This is a genomic window from Asanoa ferruginea (assembly GCF_003387075.1).
GTDB classification, from domain to species: Bacteria; Actinomycetota; Actinomycetes; order Mycobacteriales; family Micromonosporaceae; genus Asanoa; species Asanoa ferruginea.
The window spans coordinates 5,655,414-5,674,339 of the sequence record NZ_QUMQ01000001.1 but is presented as its reverse complement, the minus strand read 5'-3'; the positions used below and the strand labels follow the sequence as shown (position 1 = coordinate 5,674,339).

Here is an 18,926-nt window from a genome sequence, read left to right as displayed (position 1 = left end):
GCTACTTCACCGCCTCCGTGTAGGGCCGCGCCCGCCCCGCCACCGTGTCGAGGCAGGTCTGCAACCGCTGGCGCGCAACGGTGTCCAGGAACTCCTGTCGTGCCGGCCCATTCAGGCCGATTGCCTCTTTCCAGATGGACCGGCCCGCGATGAAGCCGGACGCGCCACCCTCGTCGCAGGACACCCGCAGCACGTTCTGGAACTCGTCGAAGCCGACGCCCGCGGAGAGCACGGCCCACGGTGCCTTGACCGACTCGGCGACCCGGCGGCAACCGCGGGCCGAGCCCGGGTATTCGATCTTCACCAGGTCGACGCCGGTGTCGGCGATCTGCACCGCCGCCTCGACGATCAGATCCTCACGCTGCTGCGCGGTCAGTTCCTCACCAGGCAGGGCGTAGATCAGGTTCTCCACCACCGACGGGATGCCGACCGCCTTGCAGTCGGCGGCCACCTCGCGGACGATGTCGAGCACCTCGGCCGAGATGTCCGGGCCGTCGCCGATCGGCCGGCCCGGGCGAAGTTGGACGAGGAACTTGACCGCGTCGCCGCCCTGGGCCTTGACCCACGCGGCGTCCTGCTTCGGGTCGCGGTGGGTCCGCGGCTCGCCGTTGTAGTTGCCCCGGTCGGCCGGCTCGGCCGCGACCAGCAGGCCACAACTCGCCGCCCGGGCGCTCGCCTTGGTCACCGAGGGCACGCCGTAGGTCGGGTCGAGCAGGATCGCGCTGGCGAGCGGGGTGAGCGCCGCGGCGACGTCGATCTTCGCCTGGTGCATGTCGCTCTCGCTGGCGTCCTGGCCGATCGCGGCGAACATCCGGCGCAACGTGTTGCGCTGGTCCATCGCGACGATCGAGAACACGCCGTTGGCGTCCGCGATCGCGTTCAGTCCGGTATTTCGCTCCGTCATGAGTTGTCCTTCCTCGTGCTCGCTGCGGCCGCGCCGGCGGTGACGTCCGCCTGGTCCGCCGTGTCGAGAAACTGTCGAGTCACTTTGTCCAGTGGGACGTCGTACGCGGCGCAGGCGCCGAACATCGCGGCACCGCGCGCGCCCGGCTGCTCCAGGGCGGAGATCCGCAGTCGCGGGATCACCCCCGCCTTGGCCCGCCGCACGCTGGCCATCCGGGTCCAGCCGCCGGCCGCGACCGCGGTGCGGTGCTCGCCGACGACCGAGTTGACCGCGGCCAGCAGTGCCGCGGTCTGCTCGCCGAGGTGCGCGAGGGTGGCCGCCCAGAGCAGGTCGGGGCTGGCACCGTCGCGGATCCGGAGGGTCACGTCGTTGTCGTGCATCGCGGCGCCGACCACGGTCAGCGCGTCGCCGACCGGTGCGTCCGGCCGCCACCGGTGGTCGAGTTCGTCGCGGCGGGCCGGGTCGTCGGCACCGACCAGCGCGAGTACCCGGCGCATCACCAGGCCGGAGCGCATCCCGCCGATCAGCACCGCGTGGTCGGGCAGCACGTGCCGGCCGGCGTCGATGCCGAGCGCGACCAGGGTGGACCGTTCGTCGTCGGTGAGGATCCGCGGCACCGAGCGGAGCAGCACCTCGGCGGTGCCGCACGAGTCGAAGAGGTCGGCCGGGCCGGTGGCGCCGGCGCCGATGGCGGCGACCGGGTGGTCGTGGCCGGCGACGGTGACGGCGGCGCCCTTGAAGGCGCCTTGTTTGACCCGGCCGGCCGGTTGGCCTGCCGGCCTCGTCTCGGGCAGGAACGCCGGGCCGACGCCGATCCGGTCGAGCGCTTCCGCCCACGGCTGGCCAGTTGCCTGGTCGAGCAGCCCGGTGCGGGAGGCCAGGGACGGCTCGCTGACCCGCTCGCCGGTCAGCACGTAGGCGACGTACTCCGGCATGTTGAGCCAGCGCGACGTCTGGTCGAGCCGGATGCCGGCGCCGCGCATCCAGAGCAGCTTCGGCAGGCTCCACTGTGAACCGACCGGGAGGCCGGTGCGGCGAGGGAAGTCGGCGACGAACTCCTTGCCCTGGTCTTTGAGTTCGGTCGCACCGCGCTCGTCGAACCAGGCGATGACCGGCGAGGTCTCCCGCCCGTGCGCGTCGAGGATCGTGCCGCTCTCGGCCAGGCCGGCGATGCCGATGCCGGTCACCTGAACGTCGTCTTCGACCTGGGCGACCGCGTCCTCGAGCGTGCGCAGCACGTCGGCGACGAGTGCCGCGCCGGTGGTCTCCAGCCGGCCGCCGGGTGTCTGCGTCCAGGTGGTCGGGTTGCGGGCGAAGGCGACGGTGGTGCCGTCCGGGCGGGTCAACACGGCCTTGGTGACGGTGGTGCCCAGGTCGACACCGGCGACGAGCTCGTTCATGCGGTCACCTCCGGTGCGAGTTCACCGCTGCCGCGGGGCACCACCCGCAGGGGCGCCAGGATCGTTTCCACCGGTGGCTCGTCGCCGGCCAGGCGGCTGAACAACCGCTCCGCCGCGAGCCGGCCGATCGTCTCCGGCGAGTGGTCGACGATGGTGATCGCCGGGGTCAGCGTGTCGGCCATCGCGAAGTCGCCGAACGAGATGAAGCCCAGGTCGGTGCGGCGCAGCCGGTGAATGGTCGGCAGCGAGCCCAGCGAACAGCGGGTGTTGGCGCTGAAAATCGCGGTCGGCGGGTCCGACATCCGCAGCAGCGCCTCGACCGCGACCCCGGCGTCGCCCTTGGCCGGCTCGACCTGGGCGACGAGATCCTCGTCGAAGACGATGCCGGCGCCCTCGATCGCGTCGCGATAGCCGGCGAGCCGGTAGCGGGCGGTCGCGGTGCTCAGCCGGTCGCCGATGTAGGCGATCCGCCGGTGCCCGTGCCGCATCAGGTGCTCGACGGCCATCCGGGCACCGCCGCGGTCATCGACCACCACCGCGTCGGCCGCGAGGTCTTCGGCGGCGCGGTCGATGAAGACCAAGGGGCAGCTGGAGGTACGCAGGTAAGCGTGATCGTCCGATATGGACGCGATGATCAGCCCGGCGACCCGGCGCTGGAACAGGCCGTCGAGCACGATCCGTTCGCGCTCGGCCCGGCGTCGGGTGCTGGCGATGATGACCGAGACGCCGCGGTCGAGGGCCATCCGTTCGATCTCGCCGATGACGCTGGCGAAGAACGGGTCGCCGACCTCGTCGACCACGACACCGATCGTCTCGTCCTGACCGAGGCGCAGCGACCGGGCCAGCGGGTCGGGCCGGTAGCCCAGCTCGACGACCGCCTGCTCGACCCGCGCCCGGGTGGCCGCCGAGACCCGCACGTCGCCGTTGATCACCCGGGACGCGGTCTTGGTGCTGGTCTGTGCGGCCTCCGCGACATCGCGGAGCCGGGCGCGGGGTCGCTTCATGACTGGGTGTCCAGCTTGCGCAGTTGGGCGAGCAGTTCGGCGGCCCGGTCGGGGTCGACTCCGCCCGCGCGGAGCTGTTCGCAGGAAGCGCTGGCTGTCGCGGACCCACGCAGCATGGCGGCGGGCCAGTCCGGTTCGACGGCGCGACCGCGATCAAGGTCGCCTTGGTTGCCGACGGCGTTGCCGGCGGCGTTGGTCGCCGCTTCGAGTTCTAGGAGGACGCCGCCGAGGAAGGAGTCGCCGGCGCCTACCGCGCTGACCACCTCGACCTTGATCGCGGGGAACCAGCGGACGCTGGCTGTTCCCTGTGCCAGAGCGACGCCGTGCGCGCCGGCGGTGACGGCGGCGTTGCGGGCGCCGAGCCGGCAGAGCGTGGTCGCCGCTTCCATCGCGCGCTCGCGCACGTCGCTGTCGGCGTCGAGCAGCACCAGGCCGGACGTGCCGGAGATGGCCGCCTCGGCCTCTTGCAGGTTGGGTTTGACCAGGTCAGGCCCGCTGGCCAGGGACGCGCGCAAGGCGCCCGGCGCGGTGTCGACGACCGCGAGGACGCCGGCCGCGTGCGCAAGCTGGACCAGCTGTCCGTAGGCGTCTGCCGGCGCGCCCGGCGGCAGGCTGCCCGAGCAGGCCAACGTGCGGTGGCCGGGCAGGCTGGCTTCGATCGCGTCGCGGTAGCGCTGCCAGATGGTCGCGTCGATGGTCGAGCCTTGCTCGTTGACGATCGTGGTGCGGCCGCCGGGCTGCTCGATCATGATGATCGCGTTGCGGGTGTCGCCGGGCATCGGCACGTCGACGACGTCGGCGCCTTCTTCCGCGAGCAGCCGCAGCAGGCGTTCCCGGTCGCGGTCGGCGACCAGACCGACGACAGTGGCCCGTTGGTGGTGGGCCCGGGCGACGCGGGCGATGTTGACACCCTTGCCGCCGGCCGTGACCTCGACCGACCGGGCGCGCATCACCCCGCCGAGCACCAGCTCCGGGACGAGCTGTGTCCGATCCAGACACAGGTTGGGCGTCGCGATCAGCACTGACCGGTCCCCTCTTTGACTCATCAGGTAATCGTTGTCACGAGACGAGGTAATCGATGTCACAGCGGTGCTCGCACTATGTGCACGGTGCTTCATGACTGTCAAGATGACGAGGAGTTTTCAGCCAGGTTTCGTAACAGGATCGTTTCCTGGAGCGGCCGTACGACATGGAGAGTGACGTTCGCGTCACACACGGTCAGTGGCGGAGGTGCTGTTGTGGTCGATCTGCCCGCGGTGCTCGTCGCCGGTCCACCGGCGAGCGGCAAAACCGTGCTCGGAGCCGCGCTCGCCCGGTCGCTGAACGCGGTGCTGCTCGATCAGGACGTGCTGACCAGGCCGCTCACCGCGGTCGTCGCCGAATTGCTCGGCACCGATGACCTCGACGACCCGCGGCTGGCTCTGTCCACCCGGGCCGCTCGTTACGAGACCCTGTTCGACGCCGCCGCCGACAACCTCGCCATCGGCAACCCGGTGGTGCTGGTCGCGCCGTTCACGGCCGAACGCCGTGATCCGGTGACCCTTGAACGGCTCGCCGACCGGTTCGCGGCTTTAAGTGCAAAGGCGACACTTGTCTGGCTACGGGCGACACCCGACCTGTTGCGCCACCGGATGGGCGGCCGGGCCGCCGCGCGCGACCGCGCGAAGCTAGCCGATCTTGCGACGTTCCTGGGCCGGGTCGACCTGGCCCCGCCGCTGGTCCCGCACCTCGCTGTTCCGGCCGAAGCCGCGCCGGCTGAGCAGGTCCGACTCGTACTCGAACAGCTTGACGTTTCGCGCGGGCCCCTTTAATGATCAGTTCGCCGCCCCTGCTCAGAGGAGATCCCATGACCGTCATCGTGCTTCCCGTCAACCAGCCGGCGGATCGGTTCTATCTGGGCGGCGACCGGATCGCGGCGTTCCGCGGCAGCGCACCGGCCGGCGACCACACGCCCGAAGACTGGGTGGGCTCGACCACCACCGTCGCCGGCTTCGACTCGCTCGGCCTGACCGTGCTCGACGACGGCCGCCTCCTGCGCGCCGCGATCGCCGACGACCCGGTGCGCTGGCTCGGCGCCGCACACGTCGCACGCTTCGGCGCCGACCCGGCGCTGCTGGTCAAGCTCCTCGACGCCGGCGAGCGGCTGCCGGTGCACGTACACCCGGATGATGCCTTTGCCCAGTCGCACCTGGGTTGTCGCAACGGCAAGACCGAGTCCTGGATCATCCTGGACGCGGAACCCGGCGCCAAGGTGCACCTCGGCTTCCGCGAAGACGTCGAGCCGGCGACCCTGGCCGACTGGGTGGCGCGCCAGGACCGGGCCGCGATGCTCGACGCGCTGCACGCCGTCGAGGTGACCGCGGGCGACACGGTCTTCGTGCCGGCCGGCTACGCGCACGCGATCGGCGCGGGCATCCTGCTGCTCGAACTCCAGCAGGCCGCCGACCTGTCGCTGCTGCTCGAGTATGACGGTTTCGCCATCGACGGCCCTCGCGACGGCCACCTCGGCATCGGCTTCGACGCGGCCCTGCCGTGCGTGCGCCGCCAGGCCGTGCCCGCCGGCACCCTCAAGGAACTGTGCGGACGGATCGACGACACCCGAATCTTCCCGGCGTACGGGGATGCCTTCTTCCGCGCCATTCACCACAGTGGACCGTCCGAATGGGAGCCTGGTTTCTCCATCGCCGTCGTGCTTTCCGGCGAGGGCCGCCTGTCGTGGGGCGCCGACGAGTCGCTGGCGCTGCGCACGGGCATGACGGTGCTCATCCCGCACGACGCCGGCACGGTCCGTGTCGAGGGCCCGGTCGAGCTGGTGCGCTGCCGCCCGCCCGTCGCCTGATCCATGCGGTGGCTGGCCGGCTGCTCCCCGACGATTCTGGCGCAGGCGGTACGAGCTGTCGCGCCTGCGCTCGGTGGCACCTCGATCGAGATCCGCGAGCGAGCCGTCGAGGACGATCCACTGTGGTGGTCGTCGACCGCCGTCGTCGATGGCCGGTTCATCGCGAAGTTCGCGTGGTCGCGGCCCGCTGCCCTGCGCCTGGCCCACGAGATCGGTGTCCTGACCGCGCTGGCGGGCGAGCCGTTCCTGCCCGAGGTGGTTGCCAGCAGCACCGATCCGCTGCTGCTGGTCACCCGGCGGGAACCCGGAACGTCGCTGTTCGAGATCGTCGACTCGATCGACCGGGACCGCGCCGGCCGTCAGCTCGCGGCTTTTCTCGCCAGGCTGCACGACCCGGCAACCCGGGCCCGCGTCGAGACCGCCGTCGGGCCTCTTGCCGCAGCGAGCGCGGGTCCGCAACACCCGCCGTCGACACAGGTCCTCCTCGAAGGTCTGGAGCCCGATCAGAGCGGTGCCGTCAGCCGTTGGTGCCAATGGGCGGACGCCGCACTCGCACGGCCGCGTCCGGCGGTGGTCGTGCACGCCGATCTGCACGGTGACAACCAGATCTGGGCCGGCGACGAGCTGCGCATCGTCGTCGATTTCGAGAACGTCAGCCTCGCCGAGCCGGAATACGACCTGCGCGCGTTTCCCGGGACGGGTCCCGGCGTGGAACTGCTCACGGCCACCACCCGCCACTACGAGCGGATCACCGGCCGGCACCTGTCCATCGACCGCGTCATGGCCTGGCACCTGCGAACCGTGCTGGGTGACACGTTGTGGCGCGGTGGCCCGTTGCCGATCGACGACCTGGCCGCCCGGTTCGCCGAGCTCGGGATCGACTAGAGACCGGACCGCGCGTTCTTCCGCGCTGTCACCATCGCGAAGGTCAGCAACTCGCCGGCGTCGGCGGCGAGCAGGTCGATCACCGCCTGGCGATTGTGCTCTGTGCCGGCCCAGTCGCCTGTGTGCTCGGCCAGCGCCTGCGTCCATAGCAGCCAGTCTCGCCAGCCATCTTCCTGTTGTCGTGCCGAGGTGACGGTCACGAGTTCGGTGACTTCCCACTGGAAGCGCCACCACTCGGCAGTGTGCCAGGCGATCGGCTCCCAGCCGAACAGTGCCTTGATGCGCTCCGGGATCGCCCCGAGCTCGCGGACCTCCCGGGTCATTCCCGGCGTCGCCACGCCAAGTTGGCCGCCGGGCCGCAGGAACCCCACGAGGTATGGCAGGTAACTGTCAGAGGTGCCGAAATATTCGAAGGCGTCGATGCTCACGATGGCGTCGAAGCTGCCTTTCCCGAACGGCAGGTTGTGCGCTTCGGCCCGCACGGCGGTCACCTGGCCGGAAACGCCGGCGTCAGCGAACACGGCGGCGGCCTCATCCGGCGCGATCCACCAATCGGCCGCCACGACCTGGACGCCGTATTCACGGGCCAGGAACACGGACGTCGCTCCCTTGCCGGAGCCCAGGTCCAGGACCTGCATTCCCGGGCGCAGGTCAAGATCCCGGGCCAGGTCTTCCAGCAGCCACAACGGGTTTGGCCCCATGTCCAGATCGAGCAGCCAGGCCGGGTCGTATCGGGACGAGCGCGGATATCGATCTGGGCGGGCGAGCTCATCGAGGAATGTCACGGGTACCGATCAAAGCCGGTCACCCGCGGGCATGCAATCGCTTTGCTCACCCTGCCTCTAGCCGGAAGTCTCCAGGACGGCCTTCAGCTCCACGATTCCCCGCTCGACCCGGGGCCGGACCAGGTCGGCCGCGTCGTGCGGGAGGACATCGGTCAGCCAGACGAGCCGGCTACGGTCACCGTCGTCGAACACCTGGAACGACGCGTGGTGGTAGGTCAACGGCAGGCGCTGGCCGTCGGTCACCGCGTACGCCATCCTGCGGATGCGGTGGTCGATGGCGAGGATGAGCTCGCGCACCTGGGTGCCGTCGGGCATGGTCAGGACGCGCACGTCGCCCTCGATCCGGGCGTCGGCCACCCGGCCGGGCAACAACCGGCGATGGACGGCACCGACATCGGCGATGGCGTCCCACACCCGTTGCGCGGGAACGTCGATGATCGCTTCGACACTGACCGTGGCGATGACTACTCCTGAGTGGACGTCGGGCGGACAAGGGCGTGATGGACAACGGCCAACGGGAGCACGCCGGCCACATACCAGAAGAGGTCGCTGGCGTCGAACTCCACGCCCAACGCGAGCCGCGCGAGGACGCTGCGCTCCGAAAGCTCGGCCGGCCAGCCGGTGAGCTGGAGGAGCTCGACCAGCCAGCAGAAAGCGATCGCCACTCCCCCGGCCACCAACGGTCTGGCGGTGGGCGCGACCAGAAACACCCCCGCGTAGACCATGGCCGCATACAGGACCGTGCCCGAATATTGGGCCAGGGCGCCGGAGCTGTCCAGGACGCTCGCGCCGCTCGCCAGCATCCTGATCCCAAGCGCAACGGCGAGAAGCCCGGCCACGCAGGCGAGCGCGACCAGCCGCACGCGCCAGATCCGATCTACCACGCCGCGACGATAGCGGCTTACGTCGTGCGGGACGGGAAGTCTTCGAGCCCGAGCACCGACAGCAGCGCCAGTTTCTCGGCGGCGTCGGTGCCGGCTGCCGGGGTGAAGACCAGCAGGAACTGGCCCTGGTCCGGGGTCATCAGGGTCTCGCAGTCGACCTCGATCCGGCCGACCTTCGGATGGATGATGACCTTGCGATCGGCGCGGCGGGGGCCGACCTCGTGTTGCTCCCACAGGGCGCTGAACTCGGGGCTCGCCGCCCGCAGCCGGGCGACCAAACCGTCGACGTCGGCGTCGCCGTGCCGGCGGGCGGCGGTCGCGCGCAGGTCGGCCACGAACATGCGGGAGTGGTGCGCGTGTTCCTCCGGCGGGTGCACGAGGCGTGCGGACGGCTCGGTGAACCAGCGCCAGGGCAGGTAGCGGCGGTCGCCCTTGAAACCGCTCGGGTCGCCGTGCAACAGGGTGGCCATCCGGTTGTGGGCCAGCGCCTCGCCGAGGTCGGACAGCACCGTGGCCGGGGTGTCGCCGAGCAGGTTGAGCATCCGGAGCAGGCCGGCGCGGGCCAGCCGGGCGGTGCCGGCCGACGGCGGCGGTTGGTGGCCGGCCAGGTGGAAGAGGTGGGCGCGCTCGTCGTCGGTCAGCCGCAGGGCGCGGGCCAGCGCGGTGAGCAGTTGGGTCGACGGCTGGGCGCTGCGGCCCTGCTCGAGGCGGACCACGTAGTCGACGGACATGCCCGCGAGCATCGCGACTTCCTCGCGGCGCAGGCCCGCGGTGCGCCGGCGCGGACCCTCCGCCATGCCGACCTCGCCGGGGCTGATGGCCAGGCGCCGGCGGCGGAGGAAATCGGCGAGATCGTCGCGCTGCATGCACCCATCCTTGCTCGCGGCGGGTGGCGGCAGCCAGGGAGCGGCGCTCCTACGACAAACGCTCCGCTGCCCACCAGCGTGCCCGGTGGGCACAGTGAGGGGACAACGAACAAGAGGAGATCGACGTGCTGACAACCAAACTGGGCCGCACCGGGCCGACCGCTTCCGCGCTGGGGCTCGGCGCCATGGGGATGTCGGACGGCGCCTACGGGTTCGCCGACCGGCGGGAGAGCATCGCCACGGTGCACGCGGCCCTCGACGCCGGGATCAACCTGATCGATACTGGCGACTTCTATGGGATGGGCCACAACGAGCTGCTGCTGAGCGAGGCGTTACGCGGTCGCGACCGGGACAGCTACCTGCTGAGCGTGAAGTTCGGCGGACTGCGCGGCCCGGACAACTCGTGGGGCGGCTTCGACGGCCGGCCGGCGGCGGTGCGCAACTTCCTGGCGTACTCGCTGACCCGGCTCGGCACCGACCACGTCGACATCTACCGGCCGGCCCGGCTCGACCCGACCGTGCCCATCGAAGACACCATCGGTGCGATCGCCGAGCTGGTCGAGGCCGGCTATGTGCGGCACATCGGGCTGTCCGAGGTCGACGCCGAGACGGTCCGCCGGGCCCACGCGGTGCACCCGATCGCCGACCTACAGATCGAATACTCGCTGATCTCCCGCGGCGTGGAAGCCGAGATCCTGCCGGTCCTGCGCGAACTCGGCATCGGGATGACCGCCTACGGTGTGCTGTCCCGCGGGCTGATCTCGGGACACTGGCGGCCCGGTGACGGTGCGGGCCAGGGCGATTTTCGGTCGCACAGCCCGCGCTTCGCCGCCGGCAACGTCGAAGACAACCTGGGGCTGGTCGAGGCGTTGCGCGAGGTCGCCGTGGCCAAGGGCCACTCGGTCGCTCAGGTCGCCATCGCCTGGGTGAGCGCGCAGGGCGCCGACATCGTGCCGGTCGTTGGTGCCCGCACCCCGGAGCGGCTCGGCGAGGCGCTCGGCTCGGTCGACGTCGAGCTGACCGCCGACGACCTGGCCGAGATCGAGAAGGCGGTGCCGACGGGCGCGGCCAAGGGCGACCGCTACCCCACGGCGATGATGCACACGCTCGGCACCCCGGACTGACCAGAAGGCTGGGCGCAGGCCCGGACCGAGCAGAGCGGTGACGGCGAGCGACGCCGCGGCCAGCAGCGCCATCGTCGTGCCGACCGGCAGGTGTTGCGCCAGCAGGCCGGCCAGCGTGGCACCGATCGCCTGGGTCGCCTTCATGCCGGTGCCCTGCAGGCCCAGGGCCTGGCCGCGGACCTCGGCGCCGACCAGCGCGAGCAGGCGTTCCTGCAACAGCAGGGTGGACGCGTAGCCGATCGACGCCAGCGCGGCCGCGGCGACCGCGACCGGCGTGCTGAGCGGCAGGGCGAACAGCAGGTAGGGCAGGGCGAGCAGGAACCGCAACGGGGTGACCATCCGTGCCCGTGTGGCCGGTGGCAGGAATCGGCCCGCGGCCACGTCGCCGAGGAGCATGCCCAGCGCCGCGGCGACGAACAGTGCCGCCGCGGCGTGCGGCGTGTAGGGGACGAACAGCGCCTCGCAGCCGACGACCAGGCCGTTGGGTAGCCACATCGCCAGATAGATCACGCGCCGGTCCGGTGTGGACAGTAGGTGGCGGTTGACCCGCCAGGTGGCCGCGACGGATGGGCGTCCGGCCGCCCGCGGCGGCCGATCGCTCAGGCCTGCCCGCAGGATCAGCGCCGCGCCGCCGGCCAGGGCCGCGCCGACCAGCAGCGCGGTTCGTGGCGACAGCACCGCCAGGAGAACGCCGCCGAGCCCGAAGCCGGCGATCTGCATCGCGCCGACCGAGATGTTGAGGACCGAGCGGCCGAGCACGTAGCCGTCCGCCGGCACGATCTCGTTCAGCAGCCCGAAGCGGACGCCGCCGCCGAGCGAGGTGGCCAGGCCCGACGCGGACAGCACTGCGAACATCGCACCCAGCGGCAGGCCCGGCAGGGCCAGCACCAGGGCGGCCACGCCGCCGGCGACGGCGGTCAGCGTCAGCGCCGCGCGTGGCCGCACCCGGTCGGCGACCGACAGCAGCGTGCTGGCGCCGACCAACTCGGCGAACGACGGTCCGAACATGCTCAGGCTGGCCAGCAGTGGTGAGTCGGTGTGGGCATAGACCAGCGTCGCCAGCGCCAGCCCGCCCACTGTCGTCGAGGCGACCTGGGCACAGCTCGCCACGAACAGCGGCGTGAACTCCGGTGTCCGGAACAGTTCGCGGTAGGTGCGCATCAGGGCCGCGGTCGGTAGCGCACGTCGACGGCCGTCGTCGGGTGCAGGCGGATCGGCTTGCCGCCGGGGTTGTCATACATCCGGATGCCCTCACCCAGTAGGACCGGTGCGATGTGCAGGTCGACCTCGTCGATCAGGCCGAGTTCGAGGAGTTGGCGGCCGATGGTCGGCGAGAACACCTCGACGTTCTTGCCGGCGGCCGCCTTCAGTGCGATCGCCACCGCCTCGGCCGGGCCGCAGTTGAGGAAGGTGACCCGGTCGGCGGGCGTCGCGTCCTCGGGGTGGTGGGTGAGGATGAAGATCGGGCCGTGCCACGCGCTGCCGTAGGGGCGGCCGTCGCCGGCGCTTTCCCAACCGTCGCGGCCGCCGAGCACGGCGCCGGTCGAGGCGGCGTACTCCTGGATCAGGCCTGGATGGAAGGTGATGCCGGTCATCCAGTCGTGCGAGTGGTCCGGCGTGGCCACGAATCCGTCCAGTGACATCGCGAAGTGCAGGAGTACCTTGCCGCCGGCGGTCTGCGGTTCCATGTCGCCTCCAGAGGTGTGCTGAGCTCGTCCGGTTGACCGTATGGTCGCGACTGGCCCTGCGTTAAGGTCCAGTTCCATGGCTGTTGAGTGGTCCGGTTTGACGCCGGAGATCATGCTGCGGCTGGACCGGGCGGCCGCCGGCACGCTCGGCGCGCAGTTGCAGGAGTCGCTCCGCGCGGCGATCCGCTCCGGGCGCCTGGGCGGCGGCGAGCGCCTGCCGTCGTCGCGGAAGCTGGCCGCGGACCTCGGCGTCTCCCGCGGCCTGGTGCAGGGCACCTACGAGCAACTGGCCGCCGAGGGATACCTGACCGCGACGGCCGGTGGCACGACCCGGGTCGCCCAGGCCATCCGGCAGTCGGCGCCGGACCAACCGCCGGCCGCGCCGAAGGCCGACCGGGGCATCGACTTCGCGCCGGGCAGGCCTGACCTCAACAGCTTTCCGATGCGCGACTGGCTGTGGGCGTGCAACGAGGTGGCGCGGACGGCGTCGCGCGTCGAGATCGGCTACAGCGACGGAGCCGGCTCCCCACGGCTGCGTGCCGTGCTCGCCTCCTACGCCCAGCGGGTGCGGGCCGCGTCGGTCGACGCCCGCGACGTGGTCGTCTGCGCCGGCTTCACCCAGGGCGTCGCACTCACTTTGCGCGTGTTGGCCGAGCAGCGCACCAGGATCGTCGCGGTCGAAGACCCAGGCCACCCCGAAATGGCGATGCAGGTAGGCCGGGCCGGGCTGGAAGTGGCGCCGGTGCCGGTCGACGGGCACGGTTTGGTCGTCGACGCGCTGTGCCGGACATCAGCGACCGCCGTCATCCTCACCCCGGCGCACCAGACTCCCACCGGCGTCGTGCTCGCCCCCGCACGGCGACAGGAACTGTTGCGGTGGGCCGAGGAACGCGACGGCGTCATCATCGAAGACGACTACGACTCCGAGTTCCGCTACGACCGGCAACCGGTCGGTGCGCTGCAAGGGCTGGCGCCCGACCGGGTGGTGCTGATCGGGTCGGTCAGCAAACCCCTCGGGCCCGGGCTGCGGCTGGGTTGGGTGCTCGCCCCGGCCCGGCTCGCCCCCGCCATCGCCGTGGAGAAGCACCGCAGTGACCGCGGCTCCCCCGGTCTCGACCAACTCGCGCTCGCGCGGCTGATCGAGTCGGGACGCTACGACGCGCACCTGCGCCGGATGCGGCGGGCGTACGCCGCCAAGCGGGTCGCACTCACCGAGGCGCTGCGACAGCACGCGCCGCACCTGCGGTTGACCGGGCTCGAGGCCGGCTTCCACGCCGTGGCGGAGTTGGCCGACGGTGTCGACGAGGCCGCGGTCGTGGCCGCCGCGGAGCAGCGATCGGTTCGCCTGCACGGGATGCGCCGCTATCGGGCGCACGGCGGAGCGACCGGCCGTGCGGCCATCGTGTTCGGCTTCGGCGATCTCAACGAGCACGCCATCCGCGCCGGCATCGGGGCCATCGCAGACCTGCTGCACGACTAGGCTCGGACTGATCTGACGGGGGTTTGACGAACGTGGACGATCCGATCGAGCGGGCCAAACTGTTCTACGAGCAGATGGCCTTCGCGGGAGACAACAGCGGCCTGGCCATCGCCGAGCGCGAACTCGACGGCGTCGAAGCGGCGCTGGCGCTGGCCCGTGGCCGGGTGATGCACGGGCGTTTCCTGGAGACCCAACGGGAAGATCCACATGAGTTGGCGCTCTTCGAACGGGCGGCGGAGCTGTTCCGGGCGCTCGGCGACGGACGCGGCGAGGGCGAGGCGCTGCTCTGGGTCGGCATCTTCCACCAGTTCATCCGGCACGACAACGCCGCCGCCGTGCCGGCGCTCGAGCGGTCGCGCCAACTCGTCGAGCCGACCGGCGACGGGCTGATGTTGTCCTACGTGTTGCGGCACCTCGGCATCGCCGAGCACGCCGGCGGCCGGCTCGACACCGCGCGACATTTGCTGGAGGAGTCGACGCGGCTGCGGCGCGAGGCCGGGATGCCGGCCGGCGTCGCCGCCAATCTGGTCGGGCTGGCCTACATCGCGCTCGCGCAAGGCCGGCACGACGAGGCGGCGGCGATCGTCGCCGAGGCCGGTGACCTGGCCGCGGCCAGCGGTGCGCACTCCATCGCCCGTCAGGTCGACGAGGTCAACGTGGCACGCGCCTCGGCGACCCACTCTTTGACGGCGTCGGCGCCCGCGTCGGCGGCGAGCCGGTCCGCCTCGTCGAGCAGCGCGGCGGCGTCGCCGGGGCCGCCCTCCGCGGTGAAGTAGGCCGCGGCGACCAGGTTGGCCGCCACGCCGGCGGAGAAGCCGAGGTCGCGACGGAGTTGGGTCGACTCCGCCAGGGCCGCCTGGGCCTCGGCGCCGCGGCCGGCGTGCTGGGCGGCGAAGGCCAGGTGGCGCAGGGCGTAGGAGCGGATCAGGTCGTCGCCCAGCTCAGCCGCTCGGGCGAACATCGGCTCGGTCGTGTCCATGTCGCCGCGCACCACCTGGTGGTAGCAACCCACCCAGAACTGCGCCTCGGCCTCGCCGTGGGTGTCGCCGAGCGACTGGTAGAGCGCCAATGCCCGGTCGAAGAGGGCGATCTCGATCGGGTCTTCCGGCGCCGGCTCCGCGCCGGCCGAGCGGGCGGCCAGGAAGCGGGCGTGCCGGATCCGGCCGCGGGCCAGCGCGGTGTCGGCCTCGACCGCGTCCAATGCCCGGTCGGCGGTGTCGAGGCCCTCGGTCGCACCGGCGAACACCGCCGCCTCGTAGCGTTCCAGCGCTTCAGCCAGTCGATCATCCATCCAACGGAGTCTAGGTAGTGGACGGCGTCCCGGCGAGCATGCTTTCGACCAGCGACCACACCTGGTAGACGGCGGTCGCCAGGGCCGCGACCGGTTTGACCCGGCTGACCAGGCGGGCGAACGTCGAGCGGAGCGCGTCGGTGTCCGGATCGCCCTGGCGCACCTCGGCCGCGAGCGCGTCGACGTCGCGCAGCGCCTTGGCCCGGTCGACCACCTCGTCGGCGCCCTCGATCGCGGCGCGTACCTTCGTCAGTTCCCGGACGATCGCGTCGAGTTGGCGGGCCGGCGGCGCCGCGACGACCGCCTGGGCGTGATCGCCCGCCGCTACCGCGCCGTGGTTGTCGCGGCCGATCGAGATGCCGTACGTCGGTTGGCTCACCGCTTCTTCTCCTCCGTGCCGCCGGCCGTCGCCTTGGCCTGTTCGCCCGCGGCCGCCGCACCGTAGTTGTCACCGGCGATCACCACGCCGTTGTTGGTGTAGGAGCTGACCCGCTCCTCGTATTCGGACGTGTCGACGCCGTTGCGGCGCAGATAGTCGACCACCGCGTCGTTGATCCGGCGCTGCACGAGCTTGGCGTATTTGGTGGAGTCCAGCCGTTGCAGGTAGGTCAGCGGTGCGGTCGACGACGCCAGTTGGCGGATCTCGTCGCGCGCACCGAAGTCGTAGACCTCGTCGTCGACGCTGGACTGGTCGGCCCGGCCACTGCGCCACCACGCCAGCGCCCGCCGGACGAGCGCGGTAACCAGGCGGGGCGCCGCCAGCGACACGTCGGCGCCGCCCCTGCGCAGGCTGTCCTTGAACGTCTCCCACCACAGGTCGGAGCCGGCCGCGAAGTGGTCGATGTCGAGGTATTTGCGGTGGATCGGCCCCAGCATCGCGGCCACGTTCTCGACGTAGAGCATGCCTCCCTCGACGGCGATGTGGGTGAACGTGGTGACCATGACGCTCTGGTGTTCGGCCGGCATGACGACCGTGCGGTCCGGGCGCCGGATGGCTCGGCTCTCCGCGCCGACGCTGGCCCGCAGGAAGTGCCGGGCGCTCGACTGTGGATGGCGCACGATCTCGTCCATCGCGTCCTGGGTGGCGACCGAGTAGGGCACCCGCAGGTGCTGGTCGACCAGCGGGAAGCCGCGCCACCTGGTGCCGCCGGCGATGATCTGGTCGCGCAGGTGCAGGCTGGTGAACGCGGCACCGTCGGGCAGGTCGGGCGAGCTGAGCGCCGCGAGCCGTTCCTTGACGTGCCGGTTGAGCGCGACCGGGTCGATCGGCACCGGCGGCGGCGCCGGCTCGTCGGGTGGCCGGCGCGGCGGCAGGAAGGTCTCCGGCGGTCGGGTCGGCTTCAACTCGACCGCGACCGACCAGGCGTCGGTGACCCGGCCCGCGCCGAGGAACGGGTTGTATCCCGAGTGCAGCACGACGTTGCCGTGCTGGGCGGCGGTCACCGTCTCCAGCCGGTGCGCGGCGAGGCCGGTGATCCCGGCATCGACCCGCGACGGCGGAGCCCCGGCTGCCAACTCGGTGCACAGCACCCGCACCATCCGGCCGCGGCAGCCGAGCACGACGAAGAACGCGGCGATGCCGACCAGGCCGGTGCCGACCAGCCAGAGCCCGACGCCCGACGATTCAGCGGGGTCCTCGTAGTAGTAGCCGTCGGAGCCGAGACGACTGATCGTGTCGACGATCCAGCCGCCGAGCAGGAGGAGCGCGAGCAGCACCACGATGGCGATGACGCCGAGCCGCTTGGCCCGGGATCGGCTGAGCGGCCCGCCGGACAGGCCCGGCAGGGCGAGCGCGAGCGCGGCGAGCACCAGCAGCAGCGTGCCTTCGGGTGCGATGAACAGGCCGGCCAGCAGCACGGCGGTGACCAGCGCGTGCTGAGCCAACCACAGCCGGCGGGCACGGTAGGCGTGCCGCAGCACCGGCGCCAGGTCATAACCGGTCGCGGGTACGACGGCCCGGTGCGCGTCTTCCATCAGCTCGCGGATGACCTTGTCGCCGAAGCCGGGGTCGACATAGGACGCTCCGCACAGGTAGCGGGTGATGGCGTTGAGCCGCTCCGCCGGTGGGTGCGGGGTCGAATGGTCGAACAGCGCGTCGTCGAGCCGGTGTGCGGCGGCGGTAGGCAAGGCGTGGCGTCCCGTCTGAGCGGTTTCTGACCGGACCGACCCTACGGGGAACCACGTTCGCCCTGGTAGCACCCGTCTGGTCGACCTCCGCACGGGTGACAGTGGACAAAGCGCCGCGCGGCTACATCTCGACTGTCACCAGCGGGCTGGTCGCGCCGTTGTCGTGGACGACCTGCACCTGCACGGCCTTCATGTCGGCGGCGGCCATGGCGGTGGCGGTCTGCAACAGCAGCGGTGCCGGCCGGGCCGCCGTGCCGTAGCCCTCGGGCGGCACCCGCCAGCTCGACACCACCTCGGTCTGGCCGTTGGCGCCCAGCACCACCAGGTGGCAGGTGGCCGGTCCGTTGAGTTTGCTCAGTGCGAACGAGATCCGGGTGCCGAAGGGCCGGGAGTCGACGGCGAGGTCGGCGTGCACCCCGGTCGTCGGGTCGGTGGCACTGTGCGGCTCGCCGGGCCCGATGTTGGGTGTGCCGTCGGGCCGCACCGACGCGCCCGCCGACGGGGCCGCCACGACCTGCGGGTCGGCCACCCAGCGGGCGCCCGCGAAGAGGGCGAGGCCGCCGACCAGGGCGATCAGCACCACGCCGGCCGCGAGGCTGAGCAACCGGCGGCGGCGGACCCGGCGGCGGTCGTCGCTCACCGCGGTCAGCACCCGGCCGAGCAGCACGCCCTGCTGGTCGACCCGCTCGGTCACCGCGAGGTCGGCACCGTTGACCTCGGCAAGCGCGTCGACCACCGGCAGGAACGACTCGAGTTCGCCGGCGCAGACCCAGCAGTCGGCGAGATGCTCCTCGAACCGTTGGCTGTCGACCTCGTCGAGGACGCCGAGGGCGTATGACGCCACGTCGAAATGCTGCTCGCGGCTCATGAATCCGCCACCTCGCGCTCCCCGAGTGCCTCGCGCATGGCGCGCAGCGCGTAGTAGACGCGGGACTTCGCCGTGCCCAACGGCACGCCCAGTTCCTCGGCCGCCTCCGGGACCGTGCGGCCCCGGAAGTAGGTCGCCAGGAGAATCTCCCGGTGCACCGGGCTCAAGGTCTTGAACGCGGCGGTGATGGTCATCCGGCGGAGCACGTGCTCGGTCTCGTCGGAGTCGGCGAACCGGGTCAGATCCTGGTCGTAGGCCTCCTGCGGCCGGGCCTGCACACTGCGGTGCTCGTCGATCACAATCCGCCGGGCGACCGTCACCAGCCAGGGTCGCAGCGAGGTGTGTCCGGAGGTGTTGAGCCGGTCGGCGTTGCGCCAGGCCCGCAGCAACGTCTCCTGCACCACGTCTTCGGCCCGCTGGCGGTCACCGCCGGTCAGCCGCAGGACGAACATCAACAGCGGGCCGGCGTGCTCCTGGTAGAGGAGCCGCATCAGCTCGTCGGGGTCTCCGGGCGTGGCAGGCCCGGCTGGGGACTCACCGGAACCCGAACGTCGCAGCACCCGGTCATTCTGTCCTGCGGCCCGCGGCACGTCAGTAGCCGCCCCTGCGCGACCGCCTGACCGGGGCGGGAACGCCCATTTCGCCAGCGGGGCGATACCGGGCGTCGCGGCGGCGACCGCGTGCATGCCAGACCTCCTCGTCCCCGACCGGCGGCAGACTCCACCAGGGCCATCTGTCGGTACGGACGCCGACGCCCATCGGATCAACGAGGATGCGGATC

19 protein-coding genes are annotated in these 18,926 nt (G+C 71.6%); 5 read left to right on the top strand and 14 right to left on the bottom strand.

Annotated elements, in window-relative coordinates; translation table 11 throughout:
* Nucleotide 1: 1 nt before the first annotated feature.
* From DFJ67_RS26570 to DFJ67_RS26555, 4 genes are read right to left on the bottom strand one after another with little or no spacing between them, the layout of a single operon-like run.
* The gene (locus tag DFJ67_RS26570) at nt 2-904 is read right to left on the bottom strand and encodes a hypothetical protein (RefSeq protein ID WP_116070514.1); all 903 of its coding nucleotides are present in this window, start codon (nt 902-904) and stop codon (nt 2-4) included.
* Entirely contained in the window at nt 901-2,304 is a 1,404-nt protein-coding gene (locus tag DFJ67_RS26565) for an FGGY-family carbohydrate kinase (RefSeq protein ID WP_116070513.1), read from the bottom strand. The genes DFJ67_RS26570 and DFJ67_RS26565 overlap by 4 nt, the downstream gene beginning before the upstream one ends.
* The gene (locus DFJ67_RS26560; RefSeq protein ID WP_116070512.1) at nt 2,301-3,308 is read right to left on the bottom strand and encodes a LacI family DNA-binding transcriptional regulator; all 1,008 of its coding nucleotides are present in this window, start codon (nt 3,306-3,308) and stop codon (nt 2,301-2,303) included. Before DFJ67_RS26560 ends, DFJ67_RS26565 begins: the two co-directional genes overlap by 4 nt.
* Complete coding sequence (locus DFJ67_RS26555) at nt 3,305-4,354, bottom strand: 1-phosphofructokinase family hexose kinase (RefSeq protein ID WP_170215989.1); 1,050 nt, start codon at nt 4,352-4,354, stop codon at nt 3,305-3,307. The genes DFJ67_RS26560 and DFJ67_RS26555 overlap by 4 nt, the downstream gene beginning before the upstream one ends.
* Before the next feature lie 192 nt (nt 4,355-4,546).
* Here DFJ67_RS26555 and DFJ67_RS26550 point away from each other — a divergent pair, with 192 nt between their 5' ends.
* Genes DFJ67_RS26550 through DFJ67_RS26540 form a run of 3 tightly spaced genes read left to right on the top strand, consistent with a single transcriptional unit; the run spans nt 4,547 to nt 7,032 of the window.
* Entirely contained in the window at nt 4,547-5,119 is a 573-nt protein-coding gene (locus DFJ67_RS26550) for a P-loop nucleotide/nucleoside kinase family protein (RefSeq protein ID WP_170215988.1), read from the top strand.
* A gap of 35 nt (nt 5,120-5,154) precedes the next feature.
* Entirely contained in the window at nt 5,155-6,147 is a 993-nt protein-coding gene (locus DFJ67_RS26545) for a class I mannose-6-phosphate isomerase (RefSeq protein WP_116070510.1), read from the top strand.
* Nucleotides 6,148-6,150: 3 nt separating this feature from the next.
* On the top strand, nt 6,151-7,032 hold the full coding sequence (locus DFJ67_RS26540; protein WP_116070509.1) for an aminoglycoside phosphotransferase family protein: 882 nt from the start codon (nt 6,151-6,153) through the stop codon (nt 7,030-7,032).
* Here the strand turns inward: DFJ67_RS26540 and DFJ67_RS26535 are convergent.
* The 4 genes from DFJ67_RS26535 to DFJ67_RS26520 are packed head-to-tail and all read right to left on the bottom strand — an operon-like array spanning nt 7,029 to nt 9,567.
* Nucleotides 7,029-7,817 carry an SAM-dependent methyltransferase gene (locus tag DFJ67_RS26535; protein WP_203783091.1) on the bottom strand — a complete coding sequence of 263 codons (789 nt, stop codon included), beginning with the start codon at nt 7,815-7,817 and terminating at the stop codon, nt 7,029-7,031. The genes DFJ67_RS26540 and DFJ67_RS26535 overlap by 4 nt on opposite strands.
* Before the next feature lie 57 nt (nt 7,818-7,874).
* Nucleotides 7,875-8,279 carry an SRPBCC family protein gene (locus DFJ67_RS26530; RefSeq protein ID WP_116070508.1) on the bottom strand — a complete coding sequence of 135 codons (405 nt, stop codon included), beginning with the start codon at nt 8,277-8,279 and terminating at the stop codon, nt 7,875-7,877.
* Nucleotides 8,280-8,281: 2 nt separating this feature from the next.
* Nucleotides 8,282-8,701, bottom strand: a complete 420-nt coding sequence (locus DFJ67_RS26525) for a ribosomal maturation YjgA family protein (RefSeq protein WP_116070507.1) — start codon at nt 8,699-8,701, stop codon at nt 8,282-8,284.
* A gap of 17 nt (nt 8,702-8,718) precedes the next feature.
* On the bottom strand, nt 8,719-9,567 hold the full coding sequence (locus DFJ67_RS26520) for a helix-turn-helix transcriptional regulator (protein WP_116070506.1): 849 nt from the start codon (nt 9,565-9,567) through the stop codon (nt 8,719-8,721).
* A gap of 125 nt (nt 9,568-9,692) precedes the next feature.
* Here DFJ67_RS26520 and DFJ67_RS26515 point away from each other — a divergent pair, with 125 nt between their 5' ends.
* A complete protein-coding gene (locus tag DFJ67_RS26515) occupies nt 9,693-10,691 on the top strand; it encodes an aldo/keto reductase (RefSeq protein WP_116070505.1) in 999 nt (332 codons plus the stop codon).
* Between the two features lie 1,160 nt (nt 10,692-11,851).
* On the opposite strand, the gene DFJ67_RS26505 is transcribed toward DFJ67_RS26515, so the two are convergent.
* Nucleotides 11,852-12,379 carry a dihydrofolate reductase family protein gene (locus DFJ67_RS26505; RefSeq protein ID WP_116070504.1) on the bottom strand — a complete coding sequence of 176 codons (528 nt, stop codon included), beginning with the start codon at nt 12,377-12,379 and terminating at the stop codon, nt 11,852-11,854.
* Between the two features lie 76 nt (nt 12,380-12,455).
* Between DFJ67_RS26505 and pdxR the strand changes: the two genes are divergently transcribed.
* Nucleotides 12,456-13,859, top strand: coding sequence for a MocR-like pyridoxine biosynthesis transcription factor PdxR (gene pdxR, locus DFJ67_RS26500; RefSeq protein ID WP_116070503.1), 1,404 nt, complete (start codon nt 12,456-12,458; stop codon nt 13,857-13,859).
* Nucleotides 13,860-14,496: 637 nt separating this feature from the next.
* Here the strand turns inward: pdxR and DFJ67_RS43960 are convergent.
* From DFJ67_RS43960 to DFJ67_RS26470, 5 genes are all read right to left on the bottom strand, one after another.
* Entirely contained in the window at nt 14,497-15,150 is a 654-nt protein-coding gene (locus tag DFJ67_RS43960; protein WP_116070502.1) for a tetratricopeptide repeat protein, read from the bottom strand.
* 10 nt (nt 15,151-15,160) lie between these two features.
* Nucleotides 15,161-15,529: a DUF5955 family protein gene (locus DFJ67_RS26485; protein ID WP_116070501.1), complete on the bottom strand. Its 369-nt coding sequence runs from the start codon at nt 15,527-15,529 to the stop codon at nt 15,161-15,163.
* Nucleotides 15,526-17,277: an AbeC-like domain-containing protein gene (locus DFJ67_RS26480; protein WP_116070500.1), complete on the bottom strand. Its 1,752-nt coding sequence runs from the start codon at nt 17,275-17,277 to the stop codon at nt 15,526-15,528. The genes DFJ67_RS26485 and DFJ67_RS26480 overlap by 4 nt, the downstream gene beginning before the upstream one ends.
* 121 nt (nt 17,278-17,398) lie before the next feature.
* Entirely contained in the window at nt 17,399-18,145 is a 747-nt protein-coding gene (locus tag DFJ67_RS26475; RefSeq protein ID WP_116070499.1) for an anti-sigma factor, read from the bottom strand.
* Nucleotides 18,142-18,831, bottom strand: coding sequence for a sigma-70 family RNA polymerase sigma factor (locus DFJ67_RS26470; RefSeq protein ID WP_116070498.1), 690 nt, complete (start codon nt 18,829-18,831; stop codon nt 18,142-18,144). The genes DFJ67_RS26475 and DFJ67_RS26470 overlap by 4 nt, the downstream gene beginning before the upstream one ends.
* Nucleotides 18,832-18,926: the final 95 nt, after the last annotated feature.

What these genes read in the sequence shown, in the direction of transcription:
- DFJ67_RS43960 (WP_116070502.1), bottom strand. Translation starts at nt 15,150, where the DNA reads ATGGATGATCGACTGGCTGAAGCGCTGGAACGCTACGAGGCGGCGGTG.
- DFJ67_RS26545 (WP_116070510.1), top strand. Translation starts at nt 5,155, where the DNA reads ATGACCGTCATCGTGCTTCCCGTCAACCAGCCGGCGGATCGGTTCTAT.
- DFJ67_RS26475 (WP_116070499.1), bottom strand. Translation starts at nt 18,145, where the DNA reads ATGAGCCGCGAGCAGCATTTCGACGTGGCGTCATACGCCCTCGGCGTC.
- DFJ67_RS26560 (WP_116070512.1), bottom strand. Translation starts at nt 3,308, where the DNA reads ATGAAGCGACCCCGCGCCCGGCTCCGCGATGTCGCGGAGGCCGCACAG.
- DFJ67_RS26555 (WP_170215989.1), bottom strand. Translation starts at nt 4,354, where the DNA reads ATGAGTCAAAGAGGGGACCGGTCAGTGCTGATCGCGACGCCCAACCTG.
- DFJ67_RS26470 (WP_116070498.1), bottom strand. Translation starts at nt 18,831, where the DNA reads ATGCACGCGGTCGCCGCCGCGACGCCCGGTATCGCCCCGCTGGCGAAA.
- DFJ67_RS26570 (WP_116070514.1), bottom strand. Translation starts at nt 904, where the DNA reads ATGACGGAGCGAAATACCGGACTGAACGCGATCGCGGACGCCAACGGC.
- pdxR (WP_116070503.1), top strand. Translation starts at nt 12,456, where the DNA reads ATGGCTGTTGAGTGGTCCGGTTTGACGCCGGAGATCATGCTGCGGCTG.
- DFJ67_RS26520 (WP_116070506.1), bottom strand. Translation starts at nt 9,567, where the DNA reads ATGCAGCGCGACGATCTCGCCGATTTCCTCCGCCGCCGGCGCCTGGCC.
- DFJ67_RS26540 (WP_116070509.1), top strand. Translation starts at nt 6,151, where the DNA reads ATGCGGTGGCTGGCCGGCTGCTCCCCGACGATTCTGGCGCAGGCGGTA.
- DFJ67_RS26505 (WP_116070504.1), bottom strand. Translation starts at nt 12,379, where the DNA reads ATGGAACCGCAGACCGCCGGCGGCAAGGTACTCCTGCACTTCGCGATG.
- DFJ67_RS26565 (WP_116070513.1), bottom strand. Translation starts at nt 2,304, where the DNA reads ATGAACGAGCTCGTCGCCGGTGTCGACCTGGGCACCACCGTCACCAAG.